This window comes from Gordonia sp. VNK1, assembly GCF_040049135.1.
Classification (GTDB): domain Bacteria; phylum Actinomycetota; class Actinomycetes; order Mycobacteriales; family Mycobacteriaceae; genus Gordonia; species Gordonia oleivorans.
The window spans coordinates 115,596-129,773 of record NZ_JBDZDJ010000014.1 but is presented as its reverse complement, the minus strand read 5'-3'; the positions used below and the strand labels follow the sequence as shown (position 1 = coordinate 129,773).

Genomic DNA, 14,178 nt, shown 5'->3' with positions numbered 1-14,178 from the left:
ACTTTTTGCATCCTCGTGGGTGAGGCTGCCGGTGGTGAAGTCGAGTTCCGACAACAAGTCGATGGTGATGTCAAGTTCCCCCGATGTCATGTACACCACAATACGCCTCGTTGGCGGTCGGCGTAAGGGCCAGCTTTCCGAATCCTGTTGCTGTGCATAACTTTTGGTCTGTGGATAACGTGTTGTCGGCGCGATTATCTTGTCGGTGGGGTGTGGTATGGGGCGACACGTTCGTGGGAGATGTTGTGGTGGTGGGGGTTCCAGCCTCTCCTCACCTGGTCTCGACACGACCCTCCGCTAGCGCTCCGGGTCGGCTCGACCGGCGGGATGGGTCGGCTCGACCGGCGGGATGAGGTCGGCTCGACCGGTGTCACCGGTGGTCGAGGTGTAAGGAGCGCTAGCGACGAGCATCGAGACCTGTTGTGGTGGTGCTGGTTCCATAACAGAGTTGCCTTGCGTGGTCTGACCTCGACAAGCTCGGCCCGGCGGACGCGACCCTCCGTTTCGACGGAACTCAACGCGGCGGCTATCGCTCCGGGGCGGTTCGGCCGGCGGATGGGGTTGGCTCGGCCGGCGGGCTGGGGCCCCTCGACTCGCGGAAGGTCTGCTCGACCGGCGGGAGAGGGGTTGGCTCGACCCTTATCAAAGCGCTGTCAACGGAAATCAGAGCGCTGTCAACGTAATTCAGAGCGCTGTCAACGAAGGGATGAGCGCTGTCAGTGAGGGTGAGGGATGTCGGCGGGGTGGCGGTGCTTCAAGACGGCATCACCGCCGGACGTATGCCGTCCGGCGGTGATGCCGCTATTGAATTATGGAGCGTGGCAGACTATCCCAGGTCTCCGCCGGCCACCGGCAGCACGCTGCCGGTGATGTAGGACGCCTCGTCGGAGGCGAGGAAGCAGATGGCCGCGGCCTGTTCGTCGAGGGTGCCGTAGCGCTTCATCAGTGACGAGGCGACGGTTTGCTCGATGTGGGCGTCGAACCATTGCTGCTCGGTCTCTCCGGTGGGGGTCGGCGTGCCGCGGGAGATTCTCCGCGGCGGTGCCTCGGTGCCACCCGGCGCGGTTGCGCATACTCGAATCCCGTTGTCGGCGTACTCCATGGCGAGGGAGGCGGTGATCGCGTTGATACCGCCCTTGGCCGCCGAGTACGGAATCCGGTTGATACCGCGGGTCGCCGCCGACGACACGTTCACGATGACGCCCGAGCCGTGTTCCACCATCGACGGCAGAACCGCGCGGCAGGCGTACAGCGTGGTCATCAACGACCGGTCGATCTCGGCGCGGATCTCGTCGTCGCTGAACTCGACGAACGGTTTGAAGTTGATCGCGCCACCGACATTGTTGATCAACACATCGACGCGGCCGTAGGTCTCGATGGCCTTCGTCACCACCGATGCGGCACCGGAATAGGACTCCAGGTCCGCGATGGCCTCCACGGCCCGGCCACCGAGTTCGGTGACGTCGGAGACCAACTCGCCGACGAGGTCGGATCGGTCGGCGCACACCAGCTTGCCGCCTTCGGCGGCGATGCGGCGTGCCGTCTGTGCACCGATACCCTGAGCGGCGCCCGTCACCACGACGACCTTGCCGGCGAATCGGCCCGGCGTGATGAACTTGGGCCGTTTGGACGACATCTCGTCGGCCATCGCCCGCCGCATGGTCTGCTTCGACCGGTCGGCGTGGGCGGCGATGAGTCCGCGTGCCTTGTCCCGGTTGCCCGAGGCGAAGGCGTCGACGATATCCACATGATCCTGCGCGCACAGCGGGTGGCACCAGGTGGCGTTCCGCAGCACCTCACCCATGCGGCCCTTGACACCCAGAGCCGTGTACGCGGCGAGTAGATGCTCATTTCCGGTCAGCGAGAACAGGTAATCGTGGAATGCGGCATTGGTCTCGGTGTACTCGGCCGCATCGACGAACGAGTCGCCCTTCACGTAGGGGAGGGTCGCCTCGGCGAGAAGCTGATAGCCGGCGAGTTGGCCGGTGGTCAGTCTGCCGAAGGTCAACTCCAGCGCTCCGAGTTCGAGTGCGGCGCGTGCCTCGAACAACGCGTCGGACTCGTAGATCCCCGGATGCTCCTCGCCGATCTCGTAACCCTGATCGGTGACCGTCGGCGCCGCAGGGGAATCCATCTGCGGCGCAGAAGGTTCTGCCACAGGGTCGTCCACAGTCGAGGGCGCCACCGCTGCCGATTCGCCGACCACGGGCTCGATCGACTCATCCGCGAACACGGTCTGTCCGGCGATGGCCCGCGCTCCGCCGACGGGCACGATCGCACCGTCGTCGGCGTCGAGGCCGATTCCGTTGCCGCCGTCGGTCCAGACCTGTTGTCCGGCAATGCGTCCGATCGCACCAGCATCGTCGAGGTGGTCGGAGCCACCCGGCAACGACCCAAGCGAGCTCGGCGGCAACACTTCCTGTCCGGCAATCGCGCGGGCATCGCCGGCCTCGAGCACCGCTTCGTCGGTGATCTCGACAGGTGCAGCCGCAACGATGCCGGCGTCCTCCTCGCCCGCCGCGGAGGCGGCGGACTTCGCCGGTACCGCCAGTGCGAACTTCTCGTAGTAGAAGCCGACGGGTTCGATCCCGGCGTCGGACACGTGGGAGCGCACCGATTCCACCATGGGCGGGGGACCGCACAGGTAGATGGCGACATCACCGTCGTAGAGATGCTCCGGCGTGATGAGCGACATCACGTAACCCTTGTTGGCCGCGGTGCTCTTCGGGTCCGACACGCAATGATCCCAGGTGAATCCGGGCAATTCCCTTGCGAAGTACTCGATCTCGTCCAAGGCGACGAGATCGGTGTCGGTGGACACCCCGTAGATCAGGTGCACCTTGCGGGAGGTGCTGTCGTCGTGCATCTTTCGCAACATCGACAAGATCGGTGCGAGACCGGTCCCGCCGGCCAGCAACAACACCGGCCGAGTGGCCTCACGCAGGAAGAACGAGCCGTGCGGTCCGGTGAAGGTGATCTCGTCGCCGCGTGCGGCCCGATCGGTCAGGTACTCCGACATCGCGCCTCCGGGAGTCAGCTTCACCATGAAGATGAGGCGCTCCTCGTGCGGACCATTCGCGAACGAATACGACCGGCGCAGGGGATTCCCGTCATCGTCGACGGTGCCGGGCACCGCGATGTTGACGTACTGACCCGGAAGGAACGCCAAGTCACCACGATTGGGGATCTCGATGCCGACCCGCATGGTCGACTCCGACAGCCGTTCCAGGCTCACGATGGTGCCGGCGAAATCACCGGCCGCGGTCTTGGCGATGTCCGACGTCGCGGCGATCTGCAAGACGAGATCCGACTGCGGCTTCATGCAGCAGGGCAGGGCGTACCCGTCGGCGGATTCGGCCTCCGACAACGCATCCTCGATGTAGGTCCCGCCGTCGTACTCGCCGGATTCGCAGAACGCCTTGCACGTTCCGCACGCACCGTCACGGCAGTCCAGCGGGATGTTGATACGCGAACGATACGATGCGTCGGCGACGGTCTGGTCCTCGCGGCAGGTGATGAAGCGAGTGACGCCGTCCTCGAAGGTCAATGCGACCTGATGGGTCGGCTTGTCGGTGGGCGCGCCGGCCCCGTTTGGCCCGGACGTCGTTGTGGCCGAGCCTTTCTCAGTGGTGACGGTCATGGGTGCCTCACCTGCTCAGAAGTGGTAGACATCCACCACGTGGTGAATGTAGTCGTTCTTGAGCACGATCGTCTTGCGCCGGATCAGCGGTGACTCCCCGGAGAAGTCGATCGTGTAGAAGGACGTCCCGTAGTAGGGGTCGACGGTGTGATAGCGGAAATACATGGTGTGCCAGTTGAATCGGACATCCACCAGGTCGCCGCGTCGTTCGATGACCTCCACGTTGTTGATGTTGTGGCTGGTCCGCGGTTCGGGGATCGACGTGGCAGACGACCGTTCGGTACGAATGCGGAAGACGCGATCCTCGAGCCCGCCCTTGTTGGGGTAGTAGATCAGCGAGATGTCCCGCTGGGGATTCTCGACAAGGCGATCGTCGTCGTCCCACGACGGCATCCAGTAGACGACGTCGTCGGCGTAGCACTCGAGCCATTTCTCGAACTCGCGGTCATCGAGATAGCGCGCCTCGCGGTAGAGGAACTGCTCGATCATGTTCTGCGTGATCAGCTTTGAGCCGGCCGCGTCGGTGGTGGTTGCAGTGGGAGTGGATGCAGTGGGAGTGGATGCAGCGGGGACGGATTCGGTGGTCATGAGGGGATATCCCTTCTGGGGAGGTGGGCTGGGGAGAACTGGGGCGGACCGATCAGACCGGATCGGCGTCCTCGGCTTCGACGGCCGCACGCATCGTGTCGAGCCAGTAACCGTGCTGCACGGGGTAGAGGCCCTCGTCCTCGTTCTTCTTCCCGGCCGAGATGATCTCGTGCATCCCCAGGCTCTGCGCCACCGGATCGGGTCCGGTCAACCAGTGCTCGGCGCCGCGGCTCATGTCGTTCCAGGGGGCGGCGGTCGCGCGGAAGGTCAGCTGGCAGGAACGGAATTCCTCCAGGTCGTCCGGGGTCGCCATGCCGGAGGCGTTGAAGAAGTCCTCATATTGGCGGATGCGGTGTGCGCGAGCGGAATCGCTCTCACCCTTGGGGGCGATGCAGTAGATGGTGACCTCGGTCTTGTCCGGGGCGATGGGCCGGAAGTGGCGGATCTGCGTCGAGAACTGGTCCATCAGATAGACATTCGGGTACAGGCACAGATTGCGCGAACCCTTCACCATGAATTCGCCCTTGGCGTCGCCGAACTGCTTCTTCAGGTCATCCATCTTGTCCCAGAGCGGGCGGTCCTGCGGGTTGGCGGCCCACGTCCACAGGCACAGGTGACCATGCGGGAACGACCAGTAGCCGCCGCCGGACTTGCCCCAGCCGCCGGCGTCGAGGGCCTTGGTGTCGTTCTTCGACTCGCCGGTGTTGCGGCGCGACGTGGTGGCGGCGTAGTTCCAGTGGGTGGCGGTGACGTGATAGCCGTCGGCGCCGTTCTCGGCCTGCACCTTCCAGTTGCCGTCGTAGGTGTAGGTGGAGGCACCGCGCAGTACCTCAAGACCCTCGGGGGACTGATCGACCAGCATGTCGATGACGACGCGGGTGTCGCCGAGGTGCTCCTCGAGGTCGACGACGTCGGGATTGAGGCTGCCGAACAGGAAGCCGCGGTAGTTGCCGAACTTCGCGACCTTGGTCAGGTTGTGTGAGCCGTTGACGTTGAAGGTGTCCGGGTAGCCGGCGTCGTCAGGATCCTTGACTTTCAGCAGGGTGCCGTCGTTGCGGAACGTCCAGCCGTGGAAGGGGCAGGTCAGCGTCATCCGGTTGTCGGTCTTGCGTCGGCAGATCATCGCCCCGCGGTGGGCGCACGCATTGATCAGGCAGTTCAGCTCGCCATCCTTGGAGCGGGTGATGACGACGGGCTGGCGGCCGATGTAGGTGGTGAAGTAGTCGCCGGGATTGGCCACCTGGCTTTCGTGGGCGAGGTAGATCCAGTTGCCCTCGAAGATGTGGCGCATCTCGAGTTCGAAGATCTCCTCGTCGGTGAAGATGCGTCGGTTGGCGCGGTAGACCCCGGCCTGACGGTCATCGATGACGGCGTCGGAGAGCACCTTGCGGACGTGCTCCGACGGGGCAGACGAGGGAATGGTCGGCGCCGACTGGTCGGGGCGGTCGGTGACAGTCATGAACTACCTCCTATGTGGGCTGTACTTCAGACTTTGGCACGACGTGTTGGCGATCACACTAGGGCTAACCCGAGTCCTGACCAGGTGTCCGATTGATCGATATACACGATCAATTGCCCGAATCTCGGTACTTGTGTCGTATGGATCAGAGTCTTACCGTGATTGATACGTGGCGTCGATCACATGGGCCTCTTCCAGTGATCTGACCGAATGATCGAGGAGGTGAGGGCATGGAACTTCGGCATCTGCGGTACTTCGCAGCGGTGGCCGAGACCTGCCATTTCGGCCAGGCCGCAGCGACCTTGCATGTGGCGCAACCGGCCTTGTCCTACGCCATCCGCCAACTGGAGTCCGAACTCGATGCCACCCTGTTCAACCGCACCACCCGGCAGGTCTCGCTGACCCCGGCCGGTGAGTACCTCAAGGGCGAGGCGCACCGCATCCTTTCCGATGTCGACGACGCGGTCGACGGGGTACGCCGCATCGCGGCCGGCCGCAGCGGGATGGTCCGCATCGGTCTGACCGGAATCGCGGCGTTCTCCCACCTGCCGCGAATCGCGCGCGCGGTCAAGGCGGCGCTGCCCGACGTGGAACTGCGCATCGTCTCCGACCTGCTGACACCGATGCAGTGCGCGGCGCTGGAAGCCCACGAGATCGATCTCGGTGTGCTGCGACCACCGGTGGTCGGTGAGGGTCTCGAACTGCGCACCATCGACGTCGAATCCATGGTTCTGGTGGTCGCCTCCGATCACCGGCTCGCCATCGAACCGGTGGTGGCCACCTCTGACCTGCGCAACGAACCCTTCGTCATGTACGACAGTCGCGACTCCGCGGTCAACGATGCGACGATCCGCACCTGCCGCCGGGCCGGCTTCGTTCCGCAACGAGCACACGAGGCCTCGGGGACACCGGTCCTGCTCGCCCTCGTCGCGGCCGGCCTCGGCGTCGCGGTCCTGCCCGCATCGGTGCGTGCACTTCCCCTGGCGGGATTGGTGATCCGCGACCTGGCCGATGCGGGAACCACCGAGATCGCGCTGGCGTGGAACACCGGTGACGACAATCCCGTCGTCGAGTCCGTCGCCCGGGTGATCGGCGAGGCCTTCGACATGTCCGCAGCAACTCCGTCCTCCGCAGCAACTCCGTCTTCCGCAGCCCCGCCGTCCTTCACCGCCCTGCCGTCCTCCACAGCCCTGGGAGAGAATCCGTGAAAATCACTGAGATCGAGGCGATTCCGTTCGCCATCCCGTACCGCAAACCCTTGCGGTTCGCGTCCGGCGAGGTGTCGGTCGCCGAGCACGTCCTCGTGCGGGTGCACACCGACGAAGGCATCGTCGGTGTCGCCGAGGCGCCTCCGCGTCCGTTCACCTACGGCGAGACCCAACGTGGCATCGTCGCCGTCATCGAGACCGTGTTCGCGCCACAGCTCGTCGGGCTCACCCTGCACGACCGCGAGGTCATGGTCGCCCGGCTGAACCGCACCGTCGGCAATCCCACCGCGAAAGCCGCTGTGGACATGGCGATCTGGGATGCGCTCGGCAAGACCCTCGAGGTTCCGGTCAGTGAACTCCTCGGCGGATTCACCGACCGCATGCGGGTCAGCCACATGCTCGGGTTCGACGATCCGGCGAAGATGGTGGCCGAGGCCGAGAAGATGCGTGATACCTACGGCATCTCCACGTTCAAGGTGAAGGTCGGACGACGCCCGGTATCCCTCGACACCGCCGTCGTGCGTGCCCTGCGTGAACGTTTCGGCAACGAGATCGAACTCTATGTCGACGGCAATCGTGGGTGGTCGGCGTCGGAGTCGTTGCGTGCCATGAAGGAGATGGCCGACCTCGATCTGCTGTTCGCCGAGGAACTCAACCCCGCCGACGACGTGGTCGGAAGGCGTTGGCTCGTCGAACAACTCGACGTCCCGTTCATCGCGGACGAGTCGGTGCCCACCCCGGCAGACGTCACCCGGGAGATCCTCGGCCGCAGCGCCACCGCGATCTCCATCAAGACCGCCCGCACCGGATTCACCTGGTCGCGGCGCGTGCATCACCTCGCCGAGGGCCTCGGCATCGAGGTGGTCATGGGCAATCAGATCGACGGTCAGGTCGGTACCGCCTGCGCACTGGCCTTCGGCGCGGCCTTCGAACTCACCTCGCGGTACGCCGGTGAACTGTCGAACTTCCTCGACATGAGCGACGACCTGCTCGCCGAACCCCTGCAGATCCATGACGGACACCTGCACACGTCCCACCGCGCCGGCCTCGGCATCGAGATCGACCCGGACAAGCTCAGCCGCTACCGGATCGGATAGGAGAACGACACGACATGCTTTTCCACGTACGGATGGATGTGCGCATCCCCCACGACCTCGACCCGGATATCCGGGCGCAGACCGTCGCCCGGGAGAAGGCCTACTCGCAGGATCTGCAGCGATCCGGCAAATGGCCGCACATCTGGCGGATCGTCGGTGAGTACTCGAACTACTCGATCTTCGACGTCGAGAGCAATGACGAACTGCACGCCATCCTGTCCGGCCTCCCACTCTTCCCCTACATGGACATCGCGGTGACCCCGCTGGCCACCCATCCGTCCGACATCGCCGCGGGTTGATCACCCCGATCACCCCTCCGGCACCCGACGTTCACAGCCCAATCACGTTTCAGCACAAAGGAGTACCCATCATGACCAGCACCACCGACACCAGCTTCGACGCCGAGGTCACCGCCAAGGCCGCCGAATCCGGTGCCAACGCGTCGGCCCAATTCGCCGAGCGGATGGCACATTCCGGACGTTCCGGCGTCGTCGACACCGCCCGCGTGGATCACCTCGCCTCCAAGGTGATCAAAGCCGTCACCGACATCGTCCTGGAGGACAAGGTCAGCTACGAGGAGTACAACGCCCTGAAGGCATGGCTGATCAAGGTCGGCGCCGATGGCGAATGGCCGCTGTTCCTCGATGTCTGGATTGAGCACGCCGTCGAGGAGGTCGCCAGCGAGCACCGCGAGGGCTCCAAGGGCACCATCGAAGGCCCGTACTACATCCCGGATTCGCCCGAGGTGGCGTGGAACGGCACCATCCCGATGCGCGACGACGAGCCGGGCAACCCGCTGGTCTTCTCCGGTCAGGTGCGCGCCGTCGACGGCACCCCACTGTCCGGCGCCAAGCTCGAACTGTGGCACGCCGACGATCTCGGCTTCTACTCGCAATTCGCTCCGGGACTGCCGGAATGGAATCTGCGTGCCACCTGGATCGCCGACGAGGACGGCCGTTTCGAGATCCACACCCTGCGTCCCGCGCCATACATGATCCCGACCGACGGTGCCTGCGGTCAGCTCATCGCCGCGGCCGGCTGGCACGCGTGGCGCCCGGCGCATCTGCACTTCAAGGTGAGTGCCCCCGGCTACGAACTGATCACCAGCCAGCTGTACTTCCCCGGCGACCCGCACAACGGCGACGACATCGCCTCGGCGGTCAAGCCCGAGCTGATGCTCGACGTCACGGAGAACCCGAACGGCGAGGGCTTCGTCACCGAGTACGACTTCGTGCTCGATCCGGAAGCCTGATCCGAAACCCCCACCCGGAGAAAGGTGACTCCCATGCTCGTCGCACCCACCACGGTGGTCGCCGGCACGTCCTCGGATGATCTCGCCGCCGTCCGCACGCAGGCGCGGTCGTGGCGTTCACCCGAGATCGGGATCACCGACCGCGACCTGACCGACGCCGCCCTGGCCGATCTCGTGGCCACGGCGTCGTCGGCGGGCGCGGAGTCCTTCGCTCGCGCGGTCACCGCCATCGCCTCGGCTCGGTCGGGGAGTTTCCCGGCGATCCCGCACATCGACGCCGCCGTCGAGATCATGCGGGAGTTCTTGCGGCACAACCTCATCGACGGGTGGCTCTACGTCCGGGAATCCGACGGGTACCTGCATCCGTATCTGGTCATGGATCTCACCCTCGAACACGCCGACCGCACGCATGGTCCGCGGATCAAGTTCACGATGGAGGCCGACAACGCCACCGTCAAGCGCCCGTCGCGCAAGCCACGCGTGCTGTACTTCGAGGAGACCGAGGTCGTCGGTAAGTCGCCGGGCGATGTCCTCGTCGCCGGCGGCGCGTACAAGGAAACCGGAGAACTGAAGGCGGAGTACGAGTCCCGGCGTGCGCGCTACCAGTCGATCATCGACGACGGATTCGGGCGGCAGTACCGGTTCACCGGGCGGGTCATCCGCACCGACGACTACCGCTCCCCGAACATGCGGGAGAACCGCAAGGTGGTCCACGATGTGGCGCCAGGGGAGATCGCGTCGCTGCGCATGGTGGCACCGTCCATCCTCTTTGACGGTGACTCCTACGGGCCGGTGCCGGTGATCACCGCCGTGCGGGTCTTCGATCTCGGCGCCCAGGACTTCCTCGACGTCAACACCGGCGACCTGACCGAATACGTCTACGACGCCCACCTGCAGGACAAGCTGGTGCTGCCCGACGACCAGCGGGAGCTGCTCAACATCCTCACCACCGACATCTCGGTGTTCACCGGCGACATCATCGACGGCAAGTCGGCGGGCAATGTGATCCTGGCGAAAGGCCGTCCCGGCGTGGGCAAGACGCTGACCGCCGAGGTCTACGCCGAGGTCACCGGCCGACCGCTCTACTCCATCCACTCCGGCTCGCTCGGCATCACCGCCGAGTTGGTCCGCAAGAACCTCGAGGTCATCTTCGACCGCGCCAAGCGCTGGGATGCGGTGCTACTGCTCGACGAGGCCGACGTGTTCGTCATGGAACGCGGCCTGGATCTCTCGCAGAATGCGATCGTCGCCGAATTCCTGCGCACACTGGAGTATTTCGACGGCCTGCTGTTCCTGACCACCAACCGTATCGACGGTGTCGACGAGGCCATCCTGGCCCGCTGCGCGGCCGTCATCGAGTATCAGCCACCCGGCCCGAAGGATGCCCGTCAGGTGTGGCAGATCCTGGCGGCGGGCAATGACGTGACGCTCGAGGAGAGCCTGCTCGACGATCTGGTCGGCGGCTTCCCCGACATCACCCCGCGCGACATCAAGATGCTTCTGCGGCTGGCGCTTCGGATGGCCAAGCACCGCGGTACCGACCTCGATCCCGAGGTGTTCGCGAGCAGTGCGCGGTTTCGCGGGCTGCACTACCTCGCACCAGCCGACCGCGGATAGCCACTACGCTGGGGCGGTGGAGTATCGCTTCGAGATCGTGACGTTGCTGCGTTCACCGCGGCACGCGTACTTCGGTCGGCCGAAGGATGGTCCGGCCGACGACGTCGACACCGAGACACCCGAGTCGGTGGAGATCGTCGCCGACAAGGGTATTGTCGGCGACCGATTCTTCGGTGTCCGCGCGCACACCGAGGCCGCGGTCACCTTTCTGGCGATCGAGGCGTGGCAGGCGGCGGCCGGTGCCGCCGACCCGATACTGGCCCGCCGCAACATCGTCGTTCGCGGACTCGAACTCGATCCGCTGCGGGGGCAGGAATTCACCATCGACTCCGGTGACGGGCCCATTCGGTTCCGGGGTGGACGGCCGGCGCACCCGTGTGCGTGGATGGACACCACCGCCGGCGACGGCGTGCGTAAGGCGCTGATCGGGCGCGGTGGCCTGCGGGCGCAACCGCTCACATCCGGTGTGTTGCAACTCGGTTCGGCCGTCATCGGCTGTGACGTCGCACTCGATCCCGCACGGGCGGCGGATCAGGTGCGGCGTGCGCAACCTCTGGCGTAGGCGAGCCCGCCGTCTCGGCGTGAGGTCGCGCGCGTCCGGACCGTGCTGAAGGCGAAGGCCAGAACGAGCACCGCTCCTGCGGTCAACCGGCCAAAGCGCGCAGGAAGAACCCCAGGTTCGCCGGCTTCTCGGCCAGGCGCCGCACGAAGTAGCCGTACCACTCCTGGCCGTACGGGATGTACACACGCACGCCCGCGCCGTCGGCGGCGAGGCGTCGCTGCTCGTCGGTGCGGATGCCGTAGAGCATCTGGTGTTCCCAGGATCCGGGTGCCCGCCCGAACTCCGCGGCCATTGGTTGCGCGGCTTCGATGATCGTCGGATCGTGGCTGGCCACCATCGGATACCCGTTGCCCTTCATCAGGATTCGCAGGCACCGCAGGTACGCCTCGTCGATCTGTGAACGCTCCGGGTAGGCCACCGACGCTGGTTCGGCATATGCGCCCTTGCACAACCGGATTCGCGCTCCCGACGCCGCGAACTCGGTGCAGTCATCCTCGGTGCGGCGCAGATACGCCTGCAGCACGGTGCCGAGGTCGGCAAACTCATGCCGCAACGACCGCACGATCTGTAGGCGTTCGTCGACGGTGGTGTGATCTTCCGCGTCGATGGTGACCAGGACGTCGCTGCGTGCCGCGGCCGCGCAGATGGTGTGTGCGTTCTCCTCGGCGATCTTGGCGCCGTGCTGCGGCAACGACTGCCCCAGGGCGGTCAGTTTGAGCGACACCTCCAGTTGGCCGTGTTCATGTGGCATTCGTGACATCATCTGCAGCAGAGAAAGGTACGCGTCGACGGTGGCGGTGGCCTGCGCCTCATCGGTGGTGTCCTCGCCGAGAAAGTCGATGGTGACCGACAGGCCGTCGTCGAGGGAGCGGCGGATGGCGGCCTCCACCTCGGGGAGGGTTTCGCCGGGCACGAATCGGTTGACCACCCGCTCGGTGACCGGTAGGCGTTGCGAGGTCTCCTTGATGCGGTCGCTTGCCGCGGCCTTCATGATGACCGGCCGCAGGATGGAGTCGAAGAGGGTACTCATGGATGCTCCAAGTCACTCGGACCGCATGTGCGGATAGCCGGATTCGGTTGGTGGGACAAAGGTTTCCTTGATGGTGCGGGTGGAGGTCCAGCGCATCAGGTTGGCCTTCGAGCCGGCCTTGTCGTTGGTGCCGGATGCACGTCCGCCACCGAACGGTTGCTGGCCGACGACGGCCCCGGTGGGCTTGTCGTTGATGTAGAAGTTGCCCGCGGCGTTGCGCAGCACATCCGACGCGGTGGCCACGGCGGCGACGTCGGTGGCGATGATCGATCCGGTGAGAGCGTACCGGGCACTGGAATCGACTGCCCGCAGCGTCTTCTCGAAGTCGGCGTCGTCGTAGACGTGCACCGACAGAATAGGTCCGAAGTATTCGGTGGTGAACGCCTCGTCGGTGGGGTCGTCACCGAGCAGGACGGTGGGGCGGACGAAGAATCCCTCGGAGTCGTCGCACTGGCCGCCGACGGCGACTGTCATCGTGGGCGCGGTCTTGGCCCGATCGATGGCCGCCACGTGCTTGTCGAAGGCCCGGCGGTCGATGACCGCGCCACCGAAGTTGCTCAGGTCGCGGACGTCGCCGTAGGTGAGTTCGGCTGCCTCGGTGAGGAAGTCGTCACCCATCTGCGCCCACACGGAACGCGGGATGTACGCACGCGAGGCGGCCGAGCACTTTTGCCCCTGGTATTCGAAGGCGCCACGAATCATGGCGGTGCGCAACACGTCCGGGTCGGCCGACGAATGGGCGACGATGAAGTCCTTGCCGCCGGTCTCGCCGACGAGACGCGGATAGTTGCGGTAGGTGTCGATATTGGTGCCGACCTCGCGCCACAGATGTTGGAAGGTGGCCGTGGATCCGGTGAAGTGGATGCCGGCGAGGTTCGGATCGGCCAGTGCCACATCGGATACCGCGATGCCGTCGCCGTGTACCAGGTTGATGACCCCGGCCGGCAGTCCGGCGGCCTCGAGTAGCTGCATGGTGAGGTGGGCGGAGTATGCCTGCGTCGGGGACGGCTTCCACACCACCGTGTTGCCCATCAGTATCGGTGCGGTGGGCAGGTTGCCGGCGATGGCGGTGAAGTTGAACGGGGTGATCGCGTAGACGAAGCCGTCGAGGGGGCGATGGTCGAGGCGATTCCACACACCCGGTGAGGAGACCGGCTGCTCGGCCAGGATCTCGCGGGCGAAGGCGACGTTGAAGCGCCAGAAGTCGACCAGTTCACACGGTGCGTCGATCTCGGCCTGCTGCACGGTCTTCGACTGACCGAGCATGGTGGCCGCGGCGATGCGTTCGCGCCACGGGCCGGAGAGGAGATCTGCGGCGCGCAACAAGACCGCGGCGCGGTCGTCGAAGCTGGTGCGAGCCCAGTCCCGGGCGGCCGTGAGTGCGGCGTCGACGGCGTCGCGGGCGTCATCGTGGGTGGCATTCGCGATGGTGGCGAGGACCTCGCGGCGAGCGTGGGGCTGGACGACCGGGGTGCGGTCACCCGACCCGCTGCGCGTGGCCCCGCCGATGACGTGGGGGAGTTCGACGGGGCTTGCCTGCGACCGGCGGTCGAGTTCGGCGACGATTCTGCCTCGTTCCGGCGTGCCCGGGGCGTAGGTGTGTACCGGCTCATTTGCCGGGCGTGGGGGTGTGGTGATGGCGTCCATGGAGCCATTTCACGTGTCCGCGTGTCCACAGTCGATGGATGATCGGACGAAAGTAGTCGTTGAGTATTGTCTAATTGG

The 14,178-nt window shown here is 65.5% G+C and carries 11 protein-coding genes; 6 read left to right on the top strand and 5 right to left on the bottom strand.

The annotated features are described in order from the left end of the window. Positions 1–826: 826 nt before the first annotated feature. The 3 genes from benC to benA are packed head-to-tail and all read right to left on the bottom strand — an operon-like array spanning position 827 to position 5,687. Entirely contained in the window at positions 827–3,640 is a 2,814-nt protein-coding gene (gene benC, locus ABLE94_RS17575) for a benzoate 1,2-dioxygenase electron transfer component BenC (RefSeq protein WP_348809420.1), read from the bottom strand. 15 nt (positions 3,641–3,655) lie between these two features. After that, on the bottom strand, positions 3,656–4,228 hold the full coding sequence (gene benB / locus ABLE94_RS17570; protein ID WP_348809419.1) for a benzoate 1,2-dioxygenase small subunit: 573 nt from the start codon (positions 4,226–4,228) through the stop codon (positions 3,656–3,658). Between the two features lie 52 nt (positions 4,229–4,280). Next, on the bottom strand, positions 4,281–5,687 hold the full coding sequence (benA, locus tag ABLE94_RS17565) for a benzoate 1,2-dioxygenase large subunit (RefSeq protein ID WP_348803114.1): 1,407 nt from the start codon (positions 5,685–5,687) through the stop codon (positions 4,281–4,283). A gap of 230 nt (positions 5,688–5,917) precedes the next feature. Here benA and ABLE94_RS17560 point away from each other — a divergent pair, with 230 nt between their 5' ends. The 6 genes from ABLE94_RS17560 (at position 5,918) to ABLE94_RS17535 (ending at position 11,423) form a co-directional block, all read left to right on the top strand. Further along, on the top strand, positions 5,918–6,895 hold the full coding sequence (locus tag ABLE94_RS17560) for a LysR substrate-binding domain-containing protein (protein ID WP_348803113.1): 978 nt from the start codon (positions 5,918–5,920) through the stop codon (positions 6,893–6,895). Further along, positions 6,892–7,992 carry a mandelate racemase/muconate lactonizing enzyme family protein gene (locus tag ABLE94_RS17555; protein ID WP_348803112.1) on the top strand — a complete coding sequence of 367 codons (1,101 nt, stop codon included), beginning with the start codon at positions 6,892–6,894 and terminating at the stop codon, positions 7,990–7,992. The genes ABLE94_RS17560 and ABLE94_RS17555 overlap by 4 nt, the downstream gene beginning before the upstream one ends. Before the next feature lie 14 nt (positions 7,993–8,006). Continuing rightward, positions 8,007–8,291 carry a muconolactone Delta-isomerase gene (gene catC, locus ABLE94_RS17550; RefSeq protein ID WP_348803110.1) on the top strand — a complete coding sequence of 95 codons (285 nt, stop codon included), beginning with the start codon at positions 8,007–8,009 and terminating at the stop codon, positions 8,289–8,291. A 71-nt stretch (positions 8,292–8,362) separates the two neighbouring features. Further along, entirely contained in the window at positions 8,363–9,244 is an 882-nt protein-coding gene (gene catA, locus ABLE94_RS17545) for a catechol 1,2-dioxygenase (RefSeq protein ID WP_348803109.1), read from the top strand. A gap of 33 nt (positions 9,245–9,277) precedes the next feature. Continuing rightward, positions 9,278–10,861 carry an AAA family ATPase gene (locus tag ABLE94_RS17540; protein WP_348809418.1) on the top strand — a complete coding sequence of 528 codons (1,584 nt, stop codon included), beginning with the start codon at positions 9,278–9,280 and terminating at the stop codon, positions 10,859–10,861. A 16-nt stretch (positions 10,862–10,877) separates the two neighbouring features. Next, complete coding sequence (locus ABLE94_RS17535; RefSeq protein WP_348809417.1) at positions 10,878–11,423, top strand: molybdenum cofactor biosysynthesis protein; 546 nt, start codon at positions 10,878–10,880, stop codon at positions 11,421–11,423. 82 nt (positions 11,424–11,505) lie between these two features. Here ABLE94_RS17535 and ABLE94_RS17530 read toward each other — a convergent pair whose 3' ends face one another. Continuing rightward, positions 11,506–12,453, bottom strand: coding sequence for a proline dehydrogenase family protein (locus ABLE94_RS17530; RefSeq protein ID WP_348803106.1), 948 nt, complete (start codon positions 12,451–12,453; stop codon positions 11,506–11,508). A gap of 12 nt (positions 12,454–12,465) precedes the next feature. Then, positions 12,466–14,100, bottom strand: a complete 1,635-nt coding sequence (gene pruA / locus ABLE94_RS17525; protein WP_348809416.1) for an L-glutamate gamma-semialdehyde dehydrogenase — start codon at positions 14,098–14,100, stop codon at positions 12,466–12,468. Positions 14,101–14,178 lie beyond the last annotated feature (78 nt).